24 protein-coding genes are annotated in these 24,401 nt (G+C 53.0%); 18 read left to right on the forward strand and 6 right to left on the reverse strand.

Translation table 11 applies throughout. The annotated features are described in order from the left end of the window. Positions 1 to 87: 87 nt before the first annotated feature. Entirely contained in the window at positions 88 to 1,038 is a 951-nt protein-coding gene (gene corA, locus OGV75_RS01565) for a magnesium/cobalt transporter CorA (protein ID WP_003017920.1), read from the forward strand. 41 nt (positions 1,039 to 1,079) lie between these two features. On the opposite strand, the gene rarD is transcribed toward corA, so the two are convergent. Both rarD and yigI read right to left on the reverse strand, forming a co-directional pair. Continuing rightward, positions 1,080 to 1,973, reverse strand: coding sequence for an EamA family transporter RarD (gene rarD, locus OGV75_RS01570; protein ID WP_016155131.1), 894 nt, complete (start codon positions 1,971 to 1,973; stop codon positions 1,080 to 1,082). Between the two features lie 51 nt (positions 1,974 to 2,024). Beyond that, positions 2,025 to 2,492, reverse strand: a complete 468-nt coding sequence (gene yigI, locus OGV75_RS01575) for an acyl-CoA thioesterase YigI (protein ID WP_003017917.1) — start codon at positions 2,490 to 2,492, stop codon at positions 2,025 to 2,027. A 165-nt stretch (positions 2,493 to 2,657) separates the two neighbouring features. Between yigI and pldA the strand changes: the two genes are divergently transcribed. The 3 genes from pldA to rhtC all read left to right on the forward strand — a co-directional run bounded on the left by pldA (position 2,658) and on the right by rhtC (position 6,130). Then, positions 2,658 to 3,527, forward strand: a complete 870-nt coding sequence (gene pldA, locus OGV75_RS01580) for a phospholipase A (RefSeq protein ID WP_016157849.1) — start codon at positions 2,658 to 2,660, stop codon at positions 3,525 to 3,527. Between the two features lie 88 nt (positions 3,528 to 3,615). After that, positions 3,616 to 5,445 (forward strand): ATP-dependent DNA helicase RecQ, encoded by a 1,830-nt coding sequence (gene recQ / locus OGV75_RS01585; protein WP_286480294.1) that lies wholly within the window; start codon positions 3,616 to 3,618, stop codon positions 5,443 to 5,445. Positions 5,446 to 5,509: 64 nt separating this feature from the next. Continuing rightward, complete coding sequence (rhtC, locus tag OGV75_RS01590; protein WP_271441017.1) at positions 5,510 to 6,130, forward strand: threonine export protein RhtC; 621 nt, start codon at positions 5,510 to 5,512, stop codon at positions 6,128 to 6,130. 44 nt (positions 6,131 to 6,174) lie between these two features. Here rhtC and rhtB read toward each other — a convergent pair whose 3' ends face one another. After that, the gene (rhtB, locus tag OGV75_RS01595; RefSeq protein ID WP_003828938.1) at positions 6,175 to 6,795 is read right to left on the reverse strand and encodes a homoserine/homoserine lactone efflux protein; all 621 of its coding nucleotides are present in this window, start codon (positions 6,793 to 6,795) and stop codon (positions 6,175 to 6,177) included. A 110-nt stretch (positions 6,796 to 6,905) separates the two neighbouring features. Between rhtB and pldB the strand changes: the two genes are divergently transcribed. The 3 genes from pldB (at position 6,906) to OGV75_RS01610 (ending at position 9,718) form a co-directional block, all read left to right on the forward strand. Then, a complete protein-coding gene (pldB, locus tag OGV75_RS01600; protein WP_003017911.1) occupies positions 6,906 to 7,922 on the forward strand; it encodes a lysophospholipase L2 in 1,017 nt (338 codons plus the stop codon). A 15-nt stretch (positions 7,923 to 7,937) separates the two neighbouring features. Further along, positions 7,938 to 8,738, forward strand: a complete 801-nt coding sequence (gene yigL / locus OGV75_RS01605; protein WP_286480296.1) for a sugar/pyridoxal phosphate phosphatase YigL — start codon at positions 7,938 to 7,940, stop codon at positions 8,736 to 8,738. An 80-nt stretch (positions 8,739 to 8,818) separates the two neighbouring features. Continuing rightward, positions 8,819 to 9,718: a carboxylate/amino acid/amine transporter gene (locus OGV75_RS01610; RefSeq protein WP_016157852.1), complete on the forward strand. Its 900-nt coding sequence runs from the start codon at positions 8,819 to 8,821 to the stop codon at positions 9,716 to 9,718. Here the strand turns inward: OGV75_RS01610 and metR are convergent. Next, positions 9,606 to 10,559: an HTH-type transcriptional regulator MetR gene (gene metR, locus OGV75_RS01615; protein ID WP_003017908.1), complete on the reverse strand. Its 954-nt coding sequence runs from the start codon at positions 10,557 to 10,559 to the stop codon at positions 9,606 to 9,608. The two genes, OGV75_RS01610 and metR, sit on opposite strands and share 113 nt — an antisense overlap. A gap of 234 nt (positions 10,560 to 10,793) precedes the next feature. Between metR and metE the strand changes: the two genes are divergently transcribed. Continuing rightward, entirely contained in the window at positions 10,794 to 13,055 is a 2,262-nt protein-coding gene (gene metE, locus OGV75_RS01620; RefSeq protein ID WP_047499558.1) for a 5-methyltetrahydropteroyltriglutamate--homocysteine S-methyltransferase, read from the forward strand. Between the two features lie 102 nt (positions 13,056 to 13,157). Here metE and OGV75_RS01625 read toward each other — a convergent pair whose 3' ends face one another. Continuing rightward, positions 13,158 to 13,964: a dienelactone hydrolase family protein gene (locus tag OGV75_RS01625; RefSeq protein ID WP_016155137.1), complete on the reverse strand. Its 807-nt coding sequence runs from the start codon at positions 13,962 to 13,964 to the stop codon at positions 13,158 to 13,160. A gap of 265 nt (positions 13,965 to 14,229) precedes the next feature. On the opposite strand from OGV75_RS01625, the gene udp reads away from it, so the two are divergent. From udp to tatD, 9 genes are all read left to right on the forward strand, one after another. Then, positions 14,230 to 14,991 (forward strand): uridine phosphorylase, encoded by a 762-nt coding sequence (gene udp, locus OGV75_RS01630; protein WP_006686084.1) that lies wholly within the window; start codon positions 14,230 to 14,232, stop codon positions 14,989 to 14,991. 140 nt (positions 14,992 to 15,131) lie between these two features. Further along, positions 15,132 to 16,562 (forward strand): DNA recombination protein RmuC, encoded by a 1,431-nt coding sequence (rmuC, locus tag OGV75_RS01635; protein WP_019078423.1) that lies wholly within the window; start codon positions 15,132 to 15,134, stop codon positions 16,560 to 16,562. A gap of 94 nt (positions 16,563 to 16,656) precedes the next feature. Beyond that, complete coding sequence (ubiE, locus tag OGV75_RS01640) at positions 16,657 to 17,412, forward strand: bifunctional demethylmenaquinone methyltransferase/2-methoxy-6-polyprenyl-1,4-benzoquinol methylase UbiE (protein WP_003017897.1); 756 nt, start codon at positions 16,657 to 16,659, stop codon at positions 17,410 to 17,412. A gap of 13 nt (positions 17,413 to 17,425) precedes the next feature. Beyond that, positions 17,426 to 18,031, forward strand: coding sequence for a ubiquinone biosynthesis protein UbiJ (gene ubiJ, locus OGV75_RS01645; protein WP_016155139.1), 606 nt, complete (start codon positions 17,426 to 17,428; stop codon positions 18,029 to 18,031). Continuing rightward, positions 18,028 to 19,668, forward strand: coding sequence for a ubiquinone biosynthesis regulatory protein kinase UbiB (ubiB, locus tag OGV75_RS01650; protein ID WP_016155140.1), 1,641 nt, complete (start codon positions 18,028 to 18,030; stop codon positions 19,666 to 19,668). The genes ubiJ and ubiB overlap by 4 nt, the downstream gene beginning before the upstream one ends. Positions 19,669 to 19,746: 78 nt before the next feature. Then, a complete protein-coding gene (gene tatA / locus OGV75_RS01655; protein ID WP_003017888.1) occupies positions 19,747 to 20,001 on the forward strand; it encodes a Sec-independent protein translocase subunit TatA in 255 nt (84 codons plus the stop codon). Positions 20,002 to 20,004: 3 nt separating this feature from the next. Then, complete coding sequence (gene tatB / locus OGV75_RS01660) at positions 20,005 to 20,553, forward strand: Sec-independent protein translocase protein TatB (protein WP_047358742.1); 549 nt, start codon at positions 20,005 to 20,007, stop codon at positions 20,551 to 20,553. A 2-nt stretch (positions 20,554 to 20,555) separates the two neighbouring features. After that, a complete protein-coding gene (tatC, locus tag OGV75_RS01665; RefSeq protein WP_016155142.1) occupies positions 20,556 to 21,347 on the forward strand; it encodes a Sec-independent protein translocase subunit TatC in 792 nt (263 codons plus the stop codon). Between the two features lie 41 nt (positions 21,348 to 21,388). After that, positions 21,389 to 22,171 (forward strand): 3'-5' ssDNA/RNA exonuclease TatD, encoded by a 783-nt coding sequence (gene tatD, locus OGV75_RS01670; protein WP_047358741.1) that lies wholly within the window; start codon positions 21,389 to 21,391, stop codon positions 22,169 to 22,171. 5 nt (positions 22,172 to 22,176) lie between these two features. Here tatD and rfaH read toward each other — a convergent pair whose 3' ends face one another. Beyond that, entirely contained in the window at positions 22,177 to 22,665 is a 489-nt protein-coding gene (gene rfaH / locus OGV75_RS01675; RefSeq protein WP_016155144.1) for a transcription/translation regulatory transformer protein RfaH, read from the reverse strand. Between the two features lie 204 nt (positions 22,666 to 22,869). Here rfaH and ubiD point away from each other — a divergent pair, with 204 nt between their 5' ends. After that, positions 22,870 to 24,363, forward strand: coding sequence for a 4-hydroxy-3-polyprenylbenzoate decarboxylase (ubiD, locus tag OGV75_RS01680; protein ID WP_016155145.1), 1,494 nt, complete (start codon positions 22,870 to 22,872; stop codon positions 24,361 to 24,363). Positions 24,364 to 24,401: the final 38 nt, after the last annotated feature.

Here is a 24,401-nt window from a genome sequence, read left to right on the forward strand (position 1 = left end):
GTCAGGCTGTTTAATGGTCTGAAACCCAATTTGTTTCTGTGTGCCCTCCGAACTGTCCGATAATTTTTTGCATTGGGAGTCCCGGTCATGCTGAGCGCATTTCAACTGGAAAACAATCGTTTAACTCGCCTTGAGGCAGACGAAATCGAGCACCTGGCCAGTTCGGTTTGGGTCGATTTAGTCGAGCCGGATGACGAAGAACGAAACCGTGTGCAAAAGGACTTGGGCCAGAATCTGGCTACGCGCCCTGAACTGGAAGACATCGAAGCATCTGCGCGTTTTTTTGAAGACGAAGACGGTCTGCACATTCACTCCTTCTTCTTCTATGAAGATGCCGACGATCACGCGGGTAACTCAACCGTCGCATTTACCATTCGCGAAGGTCGCCTGTTTACTCTGCGCGAGCGCGAGCTGCCGGCATTCCGCCTGTACCGCATGCGTGCGCGTAATCAGGCGATGGTGGATGGCAATGCCTACGAGCTGCTGCTCGACCTGTTTGAAACTAAAATTGAACAGTTGGCGGATGAGATCGAAAACATCTACAGCGACCTGGAAAAACTCAGCCGTGTGATCATGGAAGGGCGTCAGGGCGATGAATATGACGAAGCGCTTTCGACGCTGGCGGAACTGGAAGATATCGGCTGGAAGGTCCGCCTGTGTCTGATGGATACCCAGCGCGCACTGAACTTCCTGGTGCGTAAAGCGCGTTTGCCGGGGAGTCAGCTGGAACAGGCGCGCGAGATTCTGCGCGATATCGAATCCCTGCTGCCGCACAACGAATCACTGTTCCAGAAGGTTAACTTCCTGATGCAGGCGGCGATGGGCTTTATCAATATCGAGCAGAACCGCATCATCAAGATCTTCTCGGTGGTCTCTGTGGTGTTCCTGCCGCCGACGCTGGTGGCTTCCAGCTACGGGATGAACTTTGAGTTCATGCCGGAACTGCACTGGAGCTTCGGTTACCCAGGGGCGATTGTCTTTATGATGCTCGCGGGTCTGGCACCGTATCTGTACTTTAAGCGCAAGAACTGGCTGTAATGGCTGTGCCGGATGGCGGTTACGCCTTATCCGGCACTTCTTCAGCTCCGACGTACCCGTCGTTGCGTATAAATCGCATCCATCACGAAAACTGCCAGCGCCACCCAGATAAACGCAAACGTGACCATTTTATCCGCTCCCGGAACTTCACCGTAGAAAGTGACGGCCAGCAGGAACATTAGCGTGGGTCCGATATACTGGAAGAAACCCAGCGTGGACAGACGCAGGCGGGTCGCCGCGCCGGTAAAGCACAGCAGCGGAATGGTGGTCACGACACCCGCAGCAATCAGCAGCAGATTGAGCGACATGGGGTTTTGCCCCATATGGCTGGTTGGGCTGTCCGCGATGCCAAACAGATAGATAGCCGCAACAGGTAAAAGCCACAGGGTTTCGATCAGCATGCCGGTTTGTGCTTCGACGGCAATCTTCTTGCGTACCAGACCATAGAAAGCAAAGCTGAACGCCAGGCCCAACGCGATGATTGGCAGCGATCCGAAGGTCCACAGCTGTACCAATACGCCGCAGGCGGCTAACAGTACCGCCAGCCACTGCATGCGACGAAAGCGCTCGCCGAGGAAAAGCATTCCCAGCACAATATTCACCAGCGGGTTAATAAAATAGCCCAGGCTGGCTTCCAGCATATGATGATTATTGACCGCCCAAATGAACAGCAGCCAGTTTCCACCGATGAGCACTGCAGAGAGCGCCAGCAGGAAGATCTTCTTTGGCGTTTGTAGCAGCGTTTTGATGCCCGACCACTGGCGGCTGATGCTCATCAGTACCACCATAAAGAAAAATGACCAGATGACGCGGTGCGTCAGGATCTCATCCGCCGGGACATAGTAAATCAGCTTGAAGTAGGCAGGAGCGATACCCCAAATAAAATAAGCAGCAAGAGCGAGTAACACGCCCTGCCGCGTTTGTTTAGCATCCATCGGGAAAACTCATTTCAGAAATGTAACAGCAGTTTACCTTTTTTTGGGCACTTACCCCACCATATAAGTAGCGGTTGCGCTGGCAATATAAAGCTGTTCTTCGTTATGCAGTTCCACGCGCGCAACGGCGACTTTATTCCCCGCCCGCAGCAGGCTGCTGGTAGCGGTAAAGCGATTTCCTCTCCCCGGGCGCAGGTAATCAACGCGCAAATCGATTGTTCCCATGCGCGACATTCGCTGACGCAGTTCGTCCTCGCTGATCGTCTCATGGCGGGTCAGCGTACTGCCTACGCACACCAGCCCGGCGGCAACGTCCAGCGCCGACGCGATCACGCCGCCATGCAGAATGCTTTGCGCCCAGTTGCCGACCATCATCGGTTGATTATTAAAGGCTAATTGAGCAAATTCTTTCTCATAGCGTTCAAGCTCCAGACCCAGCGCCCGGTTAAACGGCATATGATAGACAAACATTTCACCCACTAACTTCAGCGCTTCCTCAGCAGTAAGTACGGCAGACATACGATCCCTACATCTCAATGGTTAATGAAATGTTGATATTATGCTTATTATTTGTTGTTTTCTACTTTAGGACGGGATAACTAACGAGGAACTCGCTAAGTATGTAGAATACTTGCCAGATAATTATACAATTCATCAATATTTTGGTTCAGGAGAACATTACCGATGCGGGCGATTCTGGGATGGTTACTACCAGCAGTCATGCTGCCGTTGACCGCGTATGCGCAGGAAGCGACAGTGAAAGAGATTCATGATGCACCGGCGGTTCGCGGCAGTATTATCGCCAACATGCTGCAGGAGCATGACAACCCTTTCACGCTTTATCCTTATGAGACCAACTATCTCATCTACACCAATACCAGCGACATGAACAAAGAGGCGATCAGCAGCTATAGCTGGTCCGAAAATGCGCGCAAAGATGAGGTTAAGTTTCAGCTAAGCCTGGCGTTTCCGCTCTGGCGCGGAATATTAGGCCCGAACTCGGTACTCGGCGGTTCCTATACCCAGAAGTCCTGGTGGCAGCTTTCGAACAGTGAAGAGTCTGCGCCGTTTCGCGAAACCAACTATGAACCGCAATTGTTCCTCGGTTTCGCCACCGACTATCGCTTTGCCGGTTGGACGCTCCGCGATGTCGAAATGGGCTATAACCATGACTCCAATGGTCGATCCGACCCCACCTCACGTAGCTGGAACCGCCTTTACACCCGGCTGATGGCTGAAAACGGTAACTGGCTGGTGGAAGTTAAGCCGTGGTACGTTATCGGCAGCACTGACGATAACCCTGATATCACCAAATATATGGGCTACTATCAGTTGAAAATGGGTTATCACCTGGGTGACGCGGTGATCAGTGTGAAAGGCCAGTACAACTGGAATACCGGCTATGGCGGCGCAGAGCTGGGGGCCAGTTATCCCATTACCAAGCATGTGCGTCTTTATACCCAGGTCTACAGCGGCTACGGCGAATCACTGATTGACTACAACTTCAATCAGACCCGTGTTGGCGTGGGTGTAATGCTTAACGATATCTTCTGACAGGTATTGAGAGTATTTTAATCATTGCAGTTTCTCTCTCAGGCGCTGAAAATAGCGCCTGTTTTTATTTCAGGCTAATGGGGTTAATGTGGCGCAGGCGGAAGTGTTGAATCTGGAAATGGGCGCTAAACAGGTTTTGCAGGAAACCTTTGGCTACCAACAGTTTCGCCCTGGTCAGGAAGAAATCATTGATACCGTGATCGCTGGTCGCGACTGCCTGGTCGTTATGCCGACCGGTGGCGGAAAATCCCTGTGCTATCAAATTCCCGCATTATTGCTTAACGGCCTCACCGTTGTTGTTTCTCCGCTGATTTCTCTGATGAAAGATCAGGTCGATCAACTGCTTGCCAACGGCGTGGCGGCCGCGTGTCTGAACTCCACCCAAAGTCGTGAGCAGCAGCTTGAGGTGATGGCAGGCTGTCGTAGCGGGCAGATTCGCTTACTGTACATTGCGCCCGAACGCCTGATGCTGGATAACTTCCTTGAAAATCTGGCGCACTGGAACCCGGTGCTGCTGGCGGTTGATGAAGCGCACTGTATTTCGCAGTGGGGGCATGATTTCCGCCCGGAATACGCCGCGCTGGGGCAGTTGCGTCAGCGTTTCCCAACTCTGCCGTTTGTCGCGCTGACCGCGACCGCGGACGAGACAACCCGGCTGGATATTGTGCGTCTGCTGGGGCTCAACGACCCGTTAATTCAGATCAGCAGCTTTGATCGCCCGAATATTCGCTACATGTTGATGGAGAAGTTTAAGCCGCTCGATCAACTGATGCGCTACGTGCAAGAGCAGCGCGGTAAGTCCGGTATTATCTACTGTAACAGTCGCGCTAAAGTAGAAGACACCACCGCGCGTTTGCAAAGCCGAGGCATTAGCGCCGGGGCTTATCATGCCGGGCTGGAAAACGCTGTACGTGCAGAAGTGCAGGAGAAATTCCAGCGTGATGACCTGCAAATCGTTGTGGCGACCGTGGCGTTTGGCATGGGAATCAACAAACCTAACGTACGCTTCGTGGTGCATTTCGATATTCCGCGCAACATCGAGTCCTATTATCAGGAAACCGGCCGCGCCGGGCGTGACGGCCTGCCTGCGGAAGCAATGCTGTTTTACGATCCGGCTGATATGGCATGGCTGCGCCGTTGCCTCGAAGAGAAACCCGCCGGACAACTGCTGGATATCGAACGGCATAAGCTCAATGCGATGGGGGCGTTTGCCGAGGCGCAAACCTGTCGTCGTCTGGTGCTGTTGAACTATTTTGGCGAGGGGCGTCAGGAGCCGTGTGGTAACTGCGACATCTGTCTCGACCCGCCAAAACAGTACGACGGACTCATGGATGCGCGCAAAGCGCTGTCGACTATCTACCGTGTTAATCAACGCTTTGGTATGGGTTACGTCGTGGAGGTTCTGCGCGGAGCGAATAACCAGCGAATTCGCGAGCTGGCCCATGACAAGCTGCCTGTCTATGGCATTGGTCGTGAGCAAAGCCATGAACATTGGGTAAGCGTTATCCGCCAGCTTATTCATCTTGGGCTGGTGACGCAGAATATTGCTCATCACTCCGCGTTACAGCTAACCGAAGCCGCGCGTCCGGTACTGCGTGGTGATGTTGCGCTACAGCTTGCGGTACCGCGAATTGTGGCGCTGAAACCGCGAGCGATGCAGAAATCCTTCGGTGGCAATTACGATCGCAAACTGTTCGCCAAATTGCGGAAGCTGCGTAAAGCCATTGCTGATGAAGAGAATATCCCGCCGTATGTGGTGTTCAACGATGCCACGCTGATTGAAATGGCTGAGCAGATGCCGGTTTCACCGAGCGAAATGCTGAGCGTTAATGGCGTGGGGATGCGTAAACTTGAGCGTTTTGGCAAAGAGTTTATGGCGCTTATTCGCGCGCACGTTGATGGTGACGACGAAGAGTAGTCAGCCAGGCAAAAAAGTGCCAGGATGGTGACTCACTGAACTATTTCCCCCGCGAGTCATTTTTATGTTAACGCTATTTTTCACCGTTGCGTTGGTGCATATCGTTGCGCTGATGAGCCCTGGTCCCGACTTTTTCTTTGTTTCTCAAACAGCGGTTAGCCGTTCGCGCAAAGAAGCCATGATGGGCGTGCTGGGTATTACCTGTGGCGTCATGGTCTGGGCTGGCGTAGCGCTGCTCGGCCTACATCTGATTATCGAAAAAATGGCCTGGCTGCACACCATTATTATGGTGGGCGGGGGGCTGTATCTGTGCTGGATGGGTTATCAGATGCTACGCGGCGCGTTTAAAAAACAGAATGTTGCGACTCCCACTCCGCAGGTTGAGCTCGCGCAGAGCGGACGCAGCTTTTTGAAGGGGCTGCTGACCAACCTGGCGAACCCTAAAGCCATTATCTATTTTGGCTCCGTGTTCTCATTGTTCGTTGGCGATAACGTGGGAACGGGCGCACGCTGGGGGATCTTTGCCCTGATCATCGTGGAAACGTTGGCGTGGTTTACCGTAGTCGCCAGCCTGTTTGCACTGCCGAAAATGCGTCGTGGCTATCAGCGTCTGGCGAAGTGGATTGATGGTTTTGCCGGTGCGCTGTTTGCGGGCTTCGGTATCCACCTGATTATCTCGCGTTAAGTTTCTTCCGGGCCGGATAAGCGCAAGCGCCTCCGGCACCTTCATCAGGCATGCCGTGCCGAGGCTAACAAGGCGCCTATCAGCATAAACAGCGAGCCAAACACTTTGTTTAACGCTTTCATTTGCTTTGGCCCTTTAATCCAGCCAGCAATGCGCGTGGCCAGCGTCGCGTAACCGATCATCACAATGATATCGACCACGATGGTCGTGACGCCAAGCACCACGTACTGCATTAACTGCGGTTCCTGTGGCAGGATAAACTGCGGGAACAGGGCGGCAAGGAAAACAATGCTCTTGGGGTTGGTCAGATTAACAAAGACTGCGCGTTTGAACAGGCGGCTGCGCGATTGCGTATTCGCCATGGTGTTCAGATCGATAGCACCCGCCGCCCGCCATTGCTGAATACCCAGCCAAATCAGATAGGCCGCCCCCGCCCATTTCAGCACCTCAAATGCGATCACCGAACGTGAAAATAGCGTTCCCAGTCCTACACCAACCAGAACGATATGAATGCCAAGCCCGGTCTGTAAACCAGCGATCGACGCGCTGGCGCCGCGATAACCGTGACTGATGGCGGTGGTCATGGTGTTGATTGCGCCAGAGCCTGGAGACAAGCTCAAAATAATAGAGGTCAACAGGTAGGCGAACCACCATTCAAAGGTCATGAGAAACTCCCGGATTGTCTATTTTTATGCCACAATACGCTACTGCCGTTAGGTTGTGTCAGCGACGGCGAAAAAAACGATTTTACTTGGTCAGCGAGGCTGGATACCCGATGTTTCAGCAGCAAAAAGACTGGGAAACAAGAGAAAACGCGTTTGCTGCTTTTTCCATGGGGCCACTGACAGATTTCTGGCGTCAGCGGGAAGAAGCGGAATTTACGGGCGTGGATGATATCCCCGTCCATTTTGTGCGTTTTCACGCAGAAAAAAACGATCGCGTCATCGTCGTCTGTCCTGGACGCATTGAAAGCTACGTGAAATACGCTGAACTGGCGTATGACCTGTTTCATTCTGGTTTTGACGTCCTCATTATCGATCACCGTGGCCAGGGGCGTTCCGGGCGTATGCTTTCGGACCCGCATCGCGGTCATGTCGATAACTTTAATGACTATGTCGACGATTTAACCGCCTTCTGGCAGCAGGAAGTGCTACCCGGTCCGTGGAGAAAGCGCTATATACTGGCGCATTCAATGGGCGGTGCGATAGCCACGTTATTCTTGCAGCGCCACCCGAATCAGTGTGATGCTATCGCGCTTTGCGCGCCGATGTTTGGTATTGTGATGCGCTTTCCCGACTGGATGGTACGCCACATTCTGGACTGGGCTGAAGGGCATCCGCGGATCCGCGAAGGTTATGCGATGGGTACCGGGCGCTGGCGGGCGCTGCCATTCGGTATGAATGCGTTAACCCATAGTCGACAGCGCTATCGGCGCAATCTACGCTTCTATGCGGATGAGCCGCGGCTGCGCGTTGGCGGCCCCACCTACCACTGGGTACGTGAAGGTATTCTGGCAGGCGAACAGGTTCTGGCTGGAGCAGGAGACGACGCGACGCCGACGCTGCTGATTCAGGCCGAAGAAGAGCGTGTGGTAGATAACCGCATGCACGATCGTTTTTGTGAACTCCGCGCCGCAGCGGGCCATCCCGTAGAAGGGGGGCAGCCGCTGGTCATCAAAGGCGCGTACCATGAGATCCTTTTTGAAAAGGACGCAATGCGCTCAGTCGCGCTTAACGCTATTGTCGAATTTTTCGACAAGCATAACTCATCCAGCGGAACCCGCTTTGCCTAGAGGTTGAATTTTCTTATGTATCAGGTTGTTGCGTCTGATTTAGACGGTACGCTGCTTTCTCCCGACCATACTCTGTCCCCTTATGCCAAAGAGACGCTGAAGTTATTGACCGCTCGTGGCGTTAACTTCGTGTTTGCGACTGGCCGTCATCATGTTGATGTGGGGCAAATTCGCGATAACCTCGGCATTAAAACCTACATGATTACGTCCAACGGCGCGCGTGTGCATGATTCTGACGGGAATCTGGTGTTTTCGCATAACCTGGATCGCGACATTGCCAGCGACCTGTTTGGCGTAGTGAATGCAAACCCGGACATCGTGACCAACGTTTATCGTGATGATGAGTGGTTTATGAACCGCCATCGCCCGGACGAAATGCGCTTCTTCAAAGAAGCAGTGTTTAACTATTCACTGTTTGAACCTGCGCTACTGGAGCCGGAAGGCGTGAGTAAAGTGTTTTTCACCACCGATTCTCACGAAAGGCTGCTGCCGCTGGAGCAGGCGATTAACGCCCGCTGGGGCGACCGCGTGAACGTCAGTTTCTCTACGCTTACCTGCCTGGAAGTCATGGCTGGCGGCGTATCGAAAGGTCATGCGCTTGAAGCGGTAGCGAAAGCGATGGGCTACAGCCTGAAAGATTGCATCGCTTTTGGCGACGGAATGAACGATGCGGAAATGCTCTCCATGGCAGGTAAAGGCTGCATTATGGGCAACGCTCACCAGCGCCTGAAGGATCTGCATCCGGAACTGGAAGTCATTGGTCTTAATGCCGGCGATGCCGTGCCGCATTATCTGCGTGAGCTGTTTTTGCAGTAATGTTTTTGTTCGTTAGTTGACCAGATGTCAACTTAAAACTTCGCTACAATGGGCGTACCTTTTGTTAAGAGACATCCATTGTGGCGTTACTCATCATTACCACAATTCTGTGGGCCTTTTCCTTTAGCCTGTTTGGCGAGTACCTTGCCGGTCATGTCGATAGCTATTTTGCGGTGCTGGTGCGCGTTGGGCTGGCGGCGCTGGTGTTCCTGCCGTTTTTACGTACCCGTGGGCATAGCGTAAAAACCATCGCGCTGTATATGCTGGTGGGCGCCATGCAGCTTGGCATTATGTATATGCTGAGTTTTCACGCCTATCTGTACCTGACGGTTTCAGAACTGCTGCTCTTTACCGTGCTGACGCCGCTCTACATTACGCTGATTTATGACCTGATGAGCGGACGTCGTCTGCGCTGGAGCTACGCCTTCAGTGCGTTGCTGGCGGTGATTGGTGCGGGGATCATTCGTTACGATCAGGTGACCAGCCACTTCTGGACCGGCCTGCTGCTGGTGCAGTTGTCCAATATCAGCTTTGCCATTGGCATGGTGGGCTACAAGCGTCTGATGGAAACGCGGCCAATGCCGCAGCACAACGCCTTTGCCTGGTTTTACATGGGGGCCTTTATGGTGGCGGTCGTTGCCTGGTTCATGCTGGGGAATGCGCAGAAAATGCCTGCAACCACGCTACAGTGGGGAATTCTGGTCTTTCTTGGCGTGGCAGCGTCCGGCATTGGTTACTTTATGTGGAACTACGGCGCGACCCAGGTGGATGCGGGGACGCTGGGCATCATGAACAATATGCATGTGCCGGCCGGGCTGCTGGTTAACCTGGCTATCTGGCATCAACAGCCTCACTGGCCAAGCTTCATTATTGGTGCGGCTGTGATAGTGGCTTCACTGTGGGTACATCGAAAGTGGGTCGTTCCGCACTCCGTACAAACGGCAGGTGATCGCAGGCGTGATTCCGCGCTGAGCGAATAAACGCTTCCGTGACCGGCTGTCGCTGCTCGCCATCGCGCACGGCGGCGTACAGCCGACTCCACAATCCATCACCCAGGGTTTTGGTCACCACCAGGCCCTGGCGTTCAAAACTCTCCACCACCCAGTGCGGTAAAGCTGCAATACCCATTCTGGCTGCAACCATCTGAATCAGCAGCAGGGTGTTATCCACGCTCTTCAGCGACGGACTAACGCCCGCAGGCTGCAAGAAATGCCGCCAGACATCCAGTCGACTCCGTTGCACCGGGTAAATAAGCAGCGTCTCACTGGCTAAATCCTCCGGCGTGATCTGCGTCTTGCTGGCCAGCGGATGGTCCGGCGCCAGTACCAGGCGGACTTCAAAATCGAACATCGGCGAGTAGTGCAGTCCGCTACGCGGCAGAATGTCGGATGTCAGCACCAGATCCAGCTCATCCTGTTGTAGCGCTGGTTGCGGATCGAACGTCACGCCGGATTTAAAGTCCATCTCCACCTGCGGCCAGTTGGCACGAAAATTCTCCAGCGCGGGCGTCAGCCATTGAATACAGCTATGGCATTCAATAGCGATCCGCAGCCGGGTTTGCTGCGGTTCGTTGCAGGCCTGCAGCGCACGACCAATTTGCGGCAACACCTGATTTGCTAACTGCAGCAAAATTTCGCCTTGCGGCGTAAAGCGCAGAGGCTGGCTTTTACGGATAAAAAGTCGAAAGCCAAGGCGCTGTTCCAGATCGCTGAACTGGTGAGAGAGGGCGGATTGGGTCTGATGCAACGTCGCCGCTGCGGCCGCCAGCGAACCACTATTCCGCAACGCCTGGAGCGTTTTCAGGTGTTTAATCTCGATCATGAAAGTCCTTCACTTCGGCATGAACAAATTGCGCTTGAGGAATATACAGTAACTGTCAATTATGGATGTGTAAACATCTGGATGGCTAAAATCCTTCGTCTTTTAAATTTATGGTGCGTTGGCTGTGTTTTTCCACCCCGGTCACTTACTTCAGTAAGCTCCTGGGATGAATAAACTTGCCACCTTCCCTAAATTAAAAATCAATAGGATTTACATATAATTAGAGGAAGAAAAATGACAATACTTAATCACACCCTCGGTTTCCCTCGCGTTGGCCTGCGTCGCGAGCTGAAAAAAGCGCAAGAAAGCTACTGGGCGGGAAATTCTTCCCGTGAAGATTTGCTAACCGTTGGCCGCGAGCTGCGTGCCCGTCACTGGGATCAGCAGAAGCAGGCGGGCGTTGACCTGCTGCCGGTGGGCGATTTTGCCTGGTACGATCACGTGCTGACCACCAGCCTGCTGCTCGGCAACGTTCCGGCTCGTCATCAAAATAAAGACGGCTCGGTCGATATCGATACCTTATTCCGCATTGGCCGTGGCCGCGCACCAACCGGGGAGCCCGCGGCGGCGGCAGAAATGACCAAATGGTTTAACACCAACTATCACTACATGGTGCCAGAGTTTACCAAAGGTCAGCAGTTCAAACTGACCTGGACCCAACTGTTAGATGAAGTGGATGAAGCGTTGGCGCTCGGTCACAAGGTGAAACCTGTGCTGCTGGGACCGGTAACTTACCTGTGGCTGGGGAAAGTGAAGGGCGAACAGTTTGACCGCCTGAGCCTGTTGAACGATATTCTGCCGGTTTACCAGCAGGTGCTGGCTGAGCTGGCGAAACGTGGTATTGAGTGGGTGCAGATTGATGAACCGGCTCTGGTGCTGGAGCTGCCTCAGGTTTGGCTGAACGCCTTCAAACCGGCGTATGACGCGCTGACGGGTCAGGTGAAGCTGCTGCTGACCACCTACTTCGAAGGCGTAACGCCAAACCTGGATACCATTACCGCGCTGCCGGTGCAGGGGCTGCACGTTGACTTCGTGCACGGTAAAGATGATGTGGCCGAGCTGCACAAACGTCTGCCTGCCGACTGGTTGCTGTCAGCGGGGCTGGTGAACGGTCGCAACGTCTGGCGTGCCGATCTCAGCGAAAAATACGCGCAAATTAAAGATATCGTCGGGAAACGTGACCTGTGGGTAGCTTCTTCCTGCTCCTTGCTGCACAGCCCAATCGATCTCAGCGTGGAAACCCGCCTTGATGCAGAAGTGAAGAGCTGGTTTGCCTTCGCCCTACAAAAATGCGGCGAGCTGGCGCTGCTGCGTGATGCGTTGAACAGCGGTGATACGGCGGCAATTGTGGCGTGGAGCGCACCGATCCAGGCTCGTCGTCACTCTACCCGCGTACACAACGCCGCAGTGGAAAAACGTCTGGCGGCGATCACCGCCCAGGACAGCCAACGTGCCAACGCTTACCCGGTTCGCGCCGAAGCGCAGCGTGCCCGCTTTAATCTGCCGGCATGGCCGACCACCACTATCGGCTCATTCCCGCAAACCACGGAAATTCGCGGCCTGCGTCTGGACTTCAAAAAGGGCAACCTGGATGCCGGTAACTACCGCACCGGTATCGCGGAACATATCAAACAGGCGATTGTTGAACAGGAACGTCTGGGGCTCGACGTGCTGGTGCACGGTGAAGCCGAACGTAACGACATGGTGGAATATTTTGGCGAACACCTGGACGGTTTCGTCTTTACCCAGAACGGTTGGGTGCAGAGCTACGGCTCTCGCTGCGTGAAGCCGCCGGTGGTTATTGGCGATGTCAGCCGCCCGGAAGCGATCACCGTGGAGTGGGCGAAGTATGCCCAGTCGCTGACCGACAAACCGGTAAAAGGCATGTTGACCGGTCCGGTGACCATTCTCTGCTGGTCATTCCCGCGTGAAGACGTGACGCGTGAAACCATCGCTAAGCAGATTGCGCTGGCGCTGCGTGATGAGGTAGCGGATCTGGAAGCGGCGGGTATTGGCATCATCCAGATTGACGAACCGGCACTGCGCGAAGGTCTGCCACTGCGCCGCAGCGACTGGGCGGCGTATCTGGAGTGGGGCGTGGAAGCCTTCCGCATTAACGCGGCGGTGGCGAAGGATGAAACCCAGATCCACACCCACATGTGTTACTGCGAGTTCAACGACATCATGGACTCCATTGCGGCGCTGGACGCGGACGTGATCACCATTGAGACTTCACGCTCTGATATGGAGTTGCTGGAATCGTTTGAAGAGTTCGACTATCCGAACGAAATCGGGCCGGGCGTATACGATATTCATTCGCCGAACGTCCCGAGCGTGGAGTGGATTGAAGCCCTGCTGAAGAAAGCCGAGCAGCGTATTCCGGCCGAACGTCTGTGGGTCAACCCGGACTGCGGCCTGAAAACGCGCGGCTGGCCGGAAACCCGCGCCGCGCTGGCGAACATGGTCAAAGCCGCGCAGAACCTGCGTCAGGCGTAATTCAGAGTCGGTGGCCGGGAAGCGCAGGCGCTTACCCGGCTTACAGGAAATAGCAAGAGTTGTAGGCCCGGTAAGGTGTAGTCGCCGCCGGGCAATTAACGTTTATTTCTTCCCGCCGTATTGTGTGAACCACTCCAGCATTCTCAGCCAGCCATCTTTTGCGGACTCTTCGTGATAGCTCGGACGATAATCGGCGTTAAACGCATGTCCGGCATCGGGATAGACCACGATTTCCGCTTTTGCATTGGCGGCGCGTAGCGCCTGACGCATTGTTTCAACGGTATCTTGCGGAATACTGGTGTCCTGGCCGCCATAAAGTCCCAGAACGGGGGCGTTAAGATCGGTCGCGATATCAACAGGATGTTTCGGCGAGTTGAGGGTTTTATCGCCCACCAGTTTGCCATACCACGCTACCGCTGCTTTTAACTGCGGATTATGAGCTGCATACAGCCAGGTGATGCGTCCACCCCAGCAAAATCCTGTGATCATCAACTGGTGGGCATCTCCTCCGTTACGAGAAGCCCAACTGGCGACGTGATCCAGATCGGCCAATACCTGAGAGTCAGGCACTTTGGCGACAAGGCTGCTGAGCAACGTGGGGATATCGGCAAAGTCATTGGGATCGCCTTCACGAAAATAGAGCTCTGGTGCGATAGCCAGATACCCTTCCAGAGCCAGACGGCGGCAAACGTCACGAATGTGTTCATGAATGCCAAAAATCTCCTGCACGACAATGACCACAGGCAGCGGGCCATCGGACTGTTTTGGTCGTGCGTGATACGCTGGCATATCATCGCCTTGTGAAGGTATGGACGTTACACCGGCGATAATGGCGTTATCCGGAGTGTGAACCGTGGTAGACGTCGGTGGAGATACAGCAGGTGCAAAGCCAGATTGTCGTGTTGTCATGGTATTCTCCGTACCCTTAAATATTCAGCCAAAAAGCGCATTGTTAACTATAGACACATGCAACGAACCACATTGCCTTAAACGGTCTATCTTTTGTGCAGGGCTTCCTTACATCGCATCATTTATGTGATTCAAGTCACTATTTTATGGTAATGAAATGCAATTGATTTACATCATAGTGATGACTGTCACGAAAATATGTTCATGCCTTCGGTAAAGTGTGTTTTTGCTTCTTCTGACAAAACCGATTCACAGAGGAGTTTTTATGTCTAAGTCTGATGTTTTTCATCTCGGCCTCACTAAGAACGATTTACAAGGGGCTCAGCTCGCTATCGTCCCTGGCGACCCGGAGCGTGTGGAAAAGATCGCCGCGCTGATGGATAAGCCGGTTAAGCTGGCATCTCATCGCGAGTTCACTACCTGGCGTGCTGAGCTGGATGGTAAAGCCGTGATCGTTTGCTCTACCGGTATCGGCGGTCCGTCAACCTCTATTGCCGTAGAAGAACTGGCACAGCTGGGCATTCGTACCTTCCTGCGTATCGGTACGACTGGCGCCATCCAGCCACATATCAACGTAGGTGATGTACTGGTCACCACAGCATCTGTCCGTCTGGACGGTGCAAGCCTGCACTTCGCGCCAATGGAATTCCCGGCCGTCGCGGACTTCGAGTGCACCACCGCGCTGGTGGAAGCGGCGAAATCTATCGGCGCCACCACCCACGTAGGCGTTACCGCGTCTTCTGATACCTTCTATCCAGGCCAGGAGCGTTATGACACCTTCTCTGGTCGCGTAGTGAGCCGTTTCAAAGGCTCAATGGAAGAGTGGCAGTCTATGGGCGTCATGAACTACGAAATGGAATCTGCTACGCTGCTCACCATGTGTGCAAGCCAGGGTCTGCGTGCCGGTATGGTCGCGGGTGTTATTGTGAACCGTACTCAGCAAGAGATCCCTAATGCGGAAACGATGAAACAAACAGAAAGCCACGCGGTGAAAATCGTGGTGGAAGCTGCGCGTCGTTTACTGTAATTCTCCCGTCTATTCAAAAAGGCCGACGCGTTCGGCCTTTTTATTTTGCGTAGTGCCTCGCAGGAAATTCCTTTTAAACTGGACGTTTATACAGCACAATTCTATTTTGTGCGTGTAAGTCGTTGCTGTAAGGGGGCGTTGTGGATATTTCAATTATGATGAGTGCCGTGCTGGCGTTAGCCGCAGGGCTGCTGGTGGGGTGGCTGGCAACAAAAGCGCATGCCGATCGGATCCGTGCCGACCTCATCGAAGAACGACGCGAACTGGATATTGCGCTAAGCGCCGCCCGCCAGCAGCTCTCACAGGAAGCCCACTGGCGCGATGAGTGCGAACTACTCAATAACGAATTGCGCAGCCTGCACAGCATCAACACCTCTCTGGAAGCCGATCTTCGTGAAGTCACTACCCGACTGGAAGCGACGCAGCAGCATGCGGAAGATAAAATCCGCCAGATGATCAACAGCGAACAGCGTCTGAGCGAACAATTTGAAAATCTGGCGAACCGTATTTTCGAGCACAGCAACCGTCGTGTAGATGAGCAAAATCGCCAAAGCCTGAACAGTCTGCTTACACCGCTTCGCGAACAACTGGACGGTTTTCGACGCCAGGTTCAGGATAGCTTTGGTAAAGAGGCGCAAGAACGCCATACTCTGGCGCACGAAATTCGTAATCTGCAGCAACTGAACGCGCAGATGGCGCAGGAAGCGGTAAACCTGACGCGGGCATTAAAAGGCGATAACAAAACGCAGGGCAACTGGGGCGAGGTCGTACTCACGCGGGTGCTTGAGGCTTCCGGTCTGCGCGAAGGCTATGAATACGAAACCCAGGTCAGCATTGAGAACGACGCCCGTTCGCGGATGCAGCCAGATGTCATCGTCCGGTTACCGCAGGGCAAAGATGTGGTGATCGACGCGAAAATGACGCTGGTCGCCTATGAACGCTATTTTAATGCTGAAGATGAATACACCCGCGAGAGCGCGTTGCAGGAGCACATCGCCTCGGTACGAAACCATATCCGTCTGCTGGGGCGCAAAGACTATCAGCAACTTCCTGGGCTACGCACACTTGACTATGTGCTGATGTTTATCCCCGTTGAGCCTGCTTTTTTACTGGCGCTCGATAGACAGCCTGAACTGATTACCGAAGCCCTTAAAAATAACATTATGCTGGTTAGCCCTACCACGTTGTTGGTGGCATTGCGCACGATTGCCAACTTGTGGCGCTACGAGCATCAGAGTCGTAATGCGCAACAGATTGCCGATCGGGCCAGCAAACTTTATGACAAGATGCGGTTGTTTGTGGATGATATGTCGGCAATTGGCCAAAGCCTGGATAAAGCCCAGGATAACTACCGACAGGCGATGAAAAAACTCTCTTCAGGTCGTGGAAACGTCCTGTCACAGGCAGAAGCATTTCGCAGTTTAGGCGTGGAAATTAAGCGCGAGATTAATCCTGAACTGGCTGAACAAGCCACTACGCAGGATGAAGAGTACCGCTTGCGCTCGGTCCCTGAAACGCAGCAGGATGAACCTTACCCTGATGATGAAGCGGTAAACCAGCAATCAAACTAGTCCGTTTGGGGTAGTTGAACCGGGCAGAAGGGTAGGGCAAATTGGCCCAATCTGTTACACTTCTTGAACATTTTTTGGATGAGCAGGCACTGAGATGGTGGATAATTCACAAGAAACGACGCACTTTGGCTTTCAGACCGTCGCTAAAGAGCAGAAAGCTGACATGGTGGCCCACGTTTTTCATTCTGTGGCGTCTAAATATGACGTTATGAATGACTTAATGTCATTTGGCATTCATCGTTTGTGGAAGCGCTTCACCATTGACTGCAGTGGCGTGCGTCGCGGGCAAACCGTTCTCGATTTGGCGGGCGGTACGGGCGATCTGACGGCGAAATTCTCTCGCATGGTAGGCGAAACTGGCAAAGTTGTGCTGGCGGATATCAACGACTCAATGCTCAAAATGGGTCGCGAAAAGCTGCGTAATATCGGCGTCGTGGGTAACGTTGAGTACGTTCAGGCGAATGCGGAAGCATTACCTTTCCCAGACAACACGTTTGACTGCATCACCATCTCTTTCGGTCTGCGCAACGTAACGGATAAAGACAAAGCATTACGATCTATGTATCGCGTGTTGAAGCCGGGCGGACGTCTACTGGTGCTGGAGTTCTCCAAGCCGATTATCGAACCGCTGAGTAAAGCCTACGACGCATACTCTTTCCACGTTTTGCCGCGCATTGGTTCTATGGTGGCAAGCGATGCAGACAGTTATCGCTATTTGGCGGAGTCCATCCGCATGCATCCCGATCAGGACACCTTAAAAGCAATGATGCAAGATGCCGGGTTCGAAAGCGTTGATTACTACAACCTGACGGCAGGTGTCGTTGCGCTGCATCGTGGTTACAAGTTCTGACAGGAGATTGGGGATGCCTTTAAAACCCTTAGTGACCGCCGGCGTTGAAAATTTGCTTAACACCTTTCTGTATCGTTCTCCTGCGCTCAAGTCAGCCAGAACGCGTTTACAGGGCAAAGTGCTGCGTGTTGAGCTCAAAGGATTTTCAACACCGTTAGTGCTGGTGTTTAGTGAGCGCCAGGTCGATGTGCTGGGGGCATGGGAAGGCGAAGCCGATTGCACCGTAATCACACATGCCAGCGTGTTACCGAAATTACGCGACCGGCAGCAACTCACCACGCTTATCCGCAGTGGTGAGCTGGAGGTTCAGGGCGATATCCAGGTGGTACAGAATTTTGTCGCGTTGGCCGATCTGGCGGAGTTTGATCCCGCAGAACTGTTAGCACCTTATACCGGCGATATCGTCGCGGAAGGGGTCAGCAAAGTTTTGCGTGGTGGAGCGAAGTTCCTGTGCCACAACATTCAACGCCAGCAGCGCTATGTTGCCGAAGCGATCACCGAAGAGTGGCGTATGGCTCCAGGTCCGCTTGAGGTTGCATGGTTTGCAGAAGAAACGGCAGCCGTTGAGCGTGCGGTCGAATCTCTGGCCAAACGGCTGGAAAAACTGGAGGCCAAATGACGCCAGGTGAAGTACGGCGCCTTTATTTCATCATTCGCACTTTTTTAAGCTACGGTCTTGATGAACTCATCCCCAAAATGCGTATCACGCTGCCACTCCGGCTGTGGCGTTACACGCTGTTCTGGATGCCCAACCGACATAAAGACAAACCGCTGGGAGAACGGCTGAGACTGGCTTTACAGGAGCTCGGCCCGGTGTGGATTAAGTTCGGGCAAATGCTCTCTACCCGTCGTGATCTTTTCCCGCCGCACATCGCCGATCAGCTAGCGCTATTGCAGGATCGGGTAGCCCCATTCGATGGGCAAAGAGCGAAAGAACAAATTGAAGAGGCGATGGGTGGGCTGCCCGTCGAGGAATGGTTTGATGATTTTGAGATCACACCGCTGGCATCCGCGTCTATTGCTCAGGTTCACACCGCGCGACTGAAATCGAATGGGAAAGAGGTGGTGATCAAAGTTATCCGCCCGGACATACTGCCGGTAATTAAAGCGGATTTGAAACTGATCTACCGCCTTGCTCGCTGGGTACCTCGCCTGATGCCAGACGGCCGCCGCCTGCGACCAACAGAAGTGGTCCGTGAATATGAAAAAACGTTGATTGATGAGCTGAATCTGCTGCGCGAGTCGGCGAACGCGATTCAGCTGCGACGTAATTTTGAAGACAGCCCAATGCTGTACATCCCGGAAGTGTACTCTGACTATTGCAGTCAGAACATGATGGTGATGGAGCGCATTTACGGTATTCCCGTTTCAGATGTCACCTCGCTTGAGAAGAACGGCACCAATATGAAGCTGCTGGCTGAACGCGGTGTTCAGGTCTTCTTTACTCAGGTATTCCGCGACAGCTTTTTCCATGCGGATATGCACCCTGGGAACATTTTCGTGAGTTATGAGCATCCCGAAAACCCGAAATACATTGGTATTGATTGTGGGATTGTGGGTTCTTTAAACAAAGAAGATAAGCGTTATCTGGCTGAAAACTTCATCGCGTTCTTTAACCGCGACTACCGCAAAGTTGCTGAATTGCATGTGGATTCTGGCTGGGTTCCGCCGGATACCAACGTAGAAGAGTTTGAATTCGCCATTCGTACCGTGTGCGAGCCGATTTTCGAAAAACCGCTGGCGGAGATTTCCTTTGGTCATGTGCTGTTAAATCTGTTCAACACAGCGCGCCGATTCAATATGGAAGTTCAGCCTCAACTGGTATTGCTACAGAAGACGCTGCTGTACGTTGAAGGTGTCGGACGTCAGCTCTACCCGCAGTTAGATTTGTGGAAAACGGCCAAGCCTTTCCTCGAATCCTGGATCAAAGATCAGGTCGGTATTCCGGCGCTTGTTAGGGCATTTAAAGAAAAAGCACCGTTCTGGGTCGAAAAAATGCCAGAAATACCTGAACTGGTGTATGACAGTTTGCGCCAGGGCAAATATTTACAGCACAGTGTTGATAAGATTGCCCGCGAGCTTCACGCGAATCATGTACGTCAGGGACAATCCCGTTATTTATTGGGCATTGGTGCAACATTGTTGCTCAGTGGAACATTCCTGCTGGTAAGCCGTCCTGAGTGGGGGCTTATGCCGGGCTGGTTAATGGCCGGCGGTGTCTTAGCCTGGTTGATCGGCTGGCGCAAAATGCGCTGAATTTTTCATCGCCCTAGGCAGGTCGTGTAACGTATACTACGGCCTTATTAATTCATCATCTATGACAGAGGAACATGTATGGGTGGTATCAGTATTTGGCAGTTGTTGATCATTGCCGTCATCGTTGTACTGCTATTTGGCACCAAGAAACTCGGCTCCATCGGTTCCGATCTTGGCGCGTCGATTAAAGGCTTCAAAAAAGCAATGGGTGATGATGAGCCAAAGCAAGATAAAACCAGCCAGGACGCTGATTTTACTGCTAAATCCATTACCGATAAGCAGGGCGAAGTGAAAAAAGAAGACGCCAAAAGCCAAGATAAAGAGCAGGTATAATCCGTGTTTGATATCGGTTTTAGCGAACTGTTATTGGTGTTCGTGATCGGCCTCATCGTCCTGGGGCCGCAACGTTTACCTGTAGCGGTAAAAACGGTTGCTGGTTGGGTTCGTGCTTTGCGTTCCCTGGCAACTACTGTTCAGAATGAACTGACCCAGGAGCTTAAGCTTCAGGAGTTTCAGGACAGCCTGAAGAAAGTAGAGAAAGCGAGCCTGACAAATCTGACCCCGGAGTTGAAAGCCTCAATGGATGAGCTGCGTGAAGCGGCAGAGTCGATGAAGCGTTCTTACAGTGTGCACGATCCTGAGAAAGAGAGCGATGAAGCGCACACTATCCATAATCCGGTGGTAAAAGAAGCTGAAGCGCAGCGAGAAGGGGTCACCCCTGCTGCCGCTGAAAACCAGGCCAGTTCGCCGGAGCAAAAACCGGAATCCACGGGTGCTAAAACGCCAGAGCCAACGGAAAACACTTCCGCTACGTTAATGGATGCAGAAAAGAAAGCTGTCGCACCTGTTGTCGAATCCTCCCCCTCGTCGAGTGATAAACCGTAAACATGGCTGTAGAAGATACCCAACCGCTCATCACGCATCTTATTGAGCTGCGTAAGCGACTCCTGAACTGCATCATTGCGGTAATCGTGATCTTTCTGGCGTTGGTTTACTTTGCCAACGACATTTACCATATGGTCGCGGCACCGTTGATTAAACAGATGCCGCAGGGTGCAACAATGATCGCCACCGATGTGGCTTCGCCGTTCTTTACCCCAATCAAGTTGACCTTCATGGTATCGCTGATCCTGTCAGCGCCAGTGATCCTCTACCAGGTGTGGGCATTTATAGCGCCAGCGTTGTATAAACATGAACGCCGTCTGGTTGTTCCGCTGCTGGTCTCCAGTTCGTTGTTGTTCTACATCGGCATGGCATTCGCCTATTTTGTTGTCTTCCCGTTAGCGTTTGGTTTTCTGGCCAACACGGCTCCGCAAGGCGTGCAGGTATCAACGGACATTGCCAGCTATCTCAGCTTTGTAATGGCGCTATTTATGGCTTTCGGTGTCTCTTTTGAGGTGCCTGTCGCCATCGTGCTGCTATGCTGGATGGGCATTACGACGCCAGATGATTTACGCAAAAAGCGTCCTTATGTTGTGGTGGGTGCCTTTGTCGTCGGGATGCTACTGACTCCGCCAGATGTCTTCTCGCAAACGTTGTTGGCGATACCGATGTACTGCCTGTTCGAGGTGGGTGTTTTCTTCTCTCGTTTCTATGTCGGTAAGCGACGTACGAGAGATGAGGACAACGAGGCTGAAGAAGCAAAAGAAGCCGAAGCCACCGAGAAAACTGAAGAATAAATTCAACCGCCCGTCAGGGCGGTTGTCATATGGGAGGAAGCATGTTTGATATTGGCGTTAATTTAACCAGTTCACAATTTGCGAAAGACCGGGATGAGGTCGTGGCGCGCGCCTTTGCTGCGGGCGTAAACGGTATGCTTCTGACCGGAACAAGCCTTCACGAAAGCCAGCAGGCGTTAAAGCTGGCGCAGCATTATCCGCATTGCTGGTCCACGGCTGGCGTGCACCCGCATGACAGCAGCCAATGGCAATCCTCAACGGAAGACGAGATTATCACGCTGGCAAACCAGTCGAAGGTAGTCGCTATTGGTGAGTGCGGCCTGGATTTCAATCGCAATTTCTCCACGCCGCAGGAACAGGAACGTGCTTTTGAAGCGCAACTGCGCATTGCTGCTGAACTGCAGATGCCGATTTTCATGCATTGTCGGGATGCGCATGAGCGTTTTCTGACGTTGCTGGAGCCGTGGCTGGACAGCCTCCCAGGCGCGGTGCTGCACTGTTTCACCGGTTCGCGCCAGGAGATGCAGGACTGCGTGGACCGAGGGCTTTATATCGGTATCACTGGGTGGGTCTGTGATGAACGCCGGGGGATGGAACTGCGGGAGCTGCTGCCGTTTATTCCGGTGGAAAGACTGCTGATAGAAACCGATGCACCTTATCTACTCCCTCGCGACTTAACGCCTAAACCGACGTCACGTCGCAATGAACCGGCGCACCTGCCGCATATTCTTGAGCGAATTGCTCACTGGCGTGGGGAAGACCCTCAATGGCTGTCAGCAACCATTGATGCCAACGTCAGAACGCTGTTCGAAGTGACCTTCTAAACGACTTATATTTTTCGAAAACCGGTATTTTTAACGCTCTGCTTAATCTCTTTATTCAAGAGGTTAAGCAGCAGCATGGAACGCGCTTCGCCATCCGGTTCGGTGAAGATCGCTTTCAGTCCCTCAAACGCCCCTTCAGTAATAATCACGCTGTCCCCTGGCTGAGGGGTTTGCGGGTCAACAATACCTTCAGGCTTGTAGATAGAAAGCTGGTGAATTACGGGGGATGGGACGGTCGCAGGCGTCGCTCCAAAACGAACGAAATGGCTGACACCACGCGTGGCGTTGATCGTGGTGGTGTGGATCACTTCCGGGTCGAACTCGACAAACATGTAATTAGGGAATAGTGGTTCACAGACTGTGGTACGTTTACCGCGCACCATTTTTTCCAGGGTGATCATAGGCGTCAGGCAGTTCACTGCCTGTCTTTCCAGGTGTTCCTGGGCTCGCTGAAGTTGCCCACGTTTGCAGTACAGTAAATACCAGGATTGCATAATAACTCTTATTCGCTTGTTCTGAGCGCTAGCATAGCAAAAGCCATGAGTTAAGTTAATTATACCCGCCTCAAAGCAGGCTGAAACCCAACGGGTATATACTCCCAGGGCTTATATGTATCGCCAGAGTTCACGCTAATTTAACAAAAATACAGCATCACAATGATGAACGCCGTATAATGAAGCGCTTACGAAGAGGCCACAATGGACGCCATGAAATATCACGATTTACGCGACTTCCTGACGCTGCTTGAACAGCAGGGCGAGCTCAAACGCATTTCGCTTGAGGTGGATCCCCACCTGGAAATTACTGAAATTGCCGATCGCACTCTACGTGCTGGCGGGCCTGCGTTACTGTTTGAGAATCCTAAAGGCTATTCAATGCCGGTGCTGTGTAACCTGTTTGGCACACCGAAGCGTGTTGCAATGGGGATGGGGCAGGAAGATGTCTCGGCACTACGGGAAGTCGGTAAACTGTTGGCGTTTTTGAAAGAGCCGGAGCCACCGAAAGGATTCCGCGATCTGTTTGATAAGCTGCCGCAGTTTAAGCAGGTGCTGAACATGCCGACTAAGCGGTTGCGCGGTGCGCCTTGTCAGCAAAAAATCTACTCCGGTGATGACGTCGATTTAAACCGTATTCCGATTATGACCTGTTGGCCGGAAGATGCCGCACCGCTGATTACCTGGGGGCTAACCGTAACGCGTGGTCCGCATAAAGAGCGGCAGAATCTGGGCATTTATCGCCAGCAGCTGATTGGCAAAAACAAGCTTATTATGCGCTGGCTGTCCCACCGCGGCGGCGCGCTCGATTACCAGGAGTGGTGTGCGGCGCATCCTGGAGAACGCTTCCCGGTTTCGGTGGCGTTGGGGGCAGATCCTGCGACCATTCTGGGGGCCGTGACGCCCGTCCCTGATACATTATCCGAGTACGCATTTGCCGGGCTGTTACGTGGCACCAAAACCGAAGTGGTCAAATGTATTTCCAACGATCTGGAAGTGCCCGCCAGTGCTGAAATCGTGCTGGAAGGGTATATCGAACCGGGTGAGCTGGCCCCGGAAGGACCGTATGGCGATCATACCGGTTACTACAACGAAGTAGATAGCTTTCCGGTCTTTACCGTTACGCACATTACCCAGCGTGAAGAGGCGATTTATCACTCTACTTATACCGGACGTCCGCCTGATGAGCCCGCGGTGCTTGGTGTGGCGCTGAACGAAGTTTTCGTTCCTATTCTGCAAAAGCAGTTCCCGGAAATCGTCGATTTTTACCTGCCTCCGGAAGGCTGTTCATATCGTCTGGCCGTGGTGACGATGAAAAAACAGTACGCTGGTCATGCCAAACGCGTCATGATGGGTGTTTGGTCGTTTTTGCGCCAGTTTATGTACACCAAATTTGTTATTGTCTGCGATGATGATGTTAATGCACGCGACTGGAATGATGTGATTTGGGCAATTACTACCCGTATGGACCCGGCTCGGGATACGGTACTGGTAGAGAATACGCCAATTGATTACCTGGACTTTGCCTCGCCGGTTTCCGGCCTGGGTTCAAAAATGGGGCTGGATGCCACAAATAAATGGCCGGGCGAAACCCAACGCGAATGGGGACGCCCGATTAAAAAAGATCCTGAAGTAACTGCGCGTATTGACGCAATTTGGGATGAACTGGCCATCTTTAATGACGGCAAAAGCGCCTGAGGCGCGATCGTTTTGCCTATTGATCCGACAGAGAGAGC

Origin of the sequence: Citrobacter sp. Cb028, from assembly GCF_030336705.1 — a bacterium.
Lineage (GTDB): Bacteria > Pseudomonadota > Gammaproteobacteria > Enterobacterales > Enterobacteriaceae > Citrobacter > Citrobacter braakii.

Excerpts from the sequence above, each read along its gene's own strand:
- corA (WP_003017920.1), top strand. The coding sequence starts at position 88 with ATGCTGAGCGCATTTCAACTGGAAAACAATCGTTTAACTCGCCTTGAG.
- rarD (WP_016155131.1), bottom strand. The coding sequence starts at position 1,973 with ATGGATGCTAAACAAACGCGGCAGGGCGTGTTACTCGCTCTTGCTGCT.
- yigI (WP_003017917.1), bottom strand. The coding sequence starts at position 2,492 with ATGTCTGCCGTACTTACTGCTGAGGAAGCGCTGAAGTTAGTGGGTGAA.
- pldA (WP_016157849.1), top strand. The coding sequence starts at position 2,658 with ATGCGGGCGATTCTGGGATGGTTACTACCAGCAGTCATGCTGCCGTTG.
- rhtC (WP_271441017.1), top strand. The coding sequence starts at position 5,510 with ATGTTAACGCTATTTTTCACCGTTGCGTTGGTGCATATCGTTGCGCTG.
- rhtB (WP_003828938.1), bottom strand. The coding sequence starts at position 6,795 with ATGACCTTTGAATGGTGGTTCGCCTACCTGTTGACCTCTATTATTTTG.
- pldB (WP_003017911.1), top strand. The coding sequence starts at position 6,906 with ATGTTTCAGCAGCAAAAAGACTGGGAAACAAGAGAAAACGCGTTTGCT.
- yigL (WP_286480296.1), top strand. The coding sequence starts at position 7,938 with ATGTATCAGGTTGTTGCGTCTGATTTAGACGGTACGCTGCTTTCTCCC.
- metR (WP_003017908.1), bottom strand. The coding sequence starts at position 10,559 with ATGATCGAGATTAAACACCTGAAAACGCTCCAGGCGTTGCGGAATAGT.
- metE (WP_047499558.1), top strand. The coding sequence starts at position 10,794 with ATGACAATACTTAATCACACCCTCGGTTTCCCTCGCGTTGGCCTGCGT.
- OGV75_RS01625 (WP_016155137.1), bottom strand. The coding sequence starts at position 13,964 with ATGACAACACGACAATCTGGCTTTGCACCTGCTGTATCTCCACCGACG.
- udp (WP_006686084.1), top strand. The coding sequence starts at position 14,230 with ATGTCTAAGTCTGATGTTTTTCATCTCGGCCTCACTAAGAACGATTTA.
- ubiE (WP_003017897.1), top strand. The coding sequence starts at position 16,657 with ATGGTGGATAATTCACAAGAAACGACGCACTTTGGCTTTCAGACCGTC.
- ubiJ (WP_016155139.1), top strand. The coding sequence starts at position 17,426 with ATGCCTTTAAAACCCTTAGTGACCGCCGGCGTTGAAAATTTGCTTAAC.
- ubiB (WP_016155140.1), top strand. The coding sequence starts at position 18,028 with ATGACGCCAGGTGAAGTACGGCGCCTTTATTTCATCATTCGCACTTTT.
- tatA (WP_003017888.1), top strand. The coding sequence starts at position 19,747 with ATGGGTGGTATCAGTATTTGGCAGTTGTTGATCATTGCCGTCATCGTT.
- tatC (WP_016155142.1), top strand. The coding sequence starts at position 20,556 with ATGGCTGTAGAAGATACCCAACCGCTCATCACGCATCTTATTGAGCTG.
- tatD (WP_047358741.1), top strand. The coding sequence starts at position 21,389 with ATGTTTGATATTGGCGTTAATTTAACCAGTTCACAATTTGCGAAAGAC.
- rfaH (WP_016155144.1), bottom strand. The coding sequence starts at position 22,665 with ATGCAATCCTGGTATTTACTGTACTGCAAACGTGGGCAACTTCAGCGA.
- ubiD (WP_016155145.1), top strand. The coding sequence starts at position 22,870 with ATGGACGCCATGAAATATCACGATTTACGCGACTTCCTGACGCTGCTT.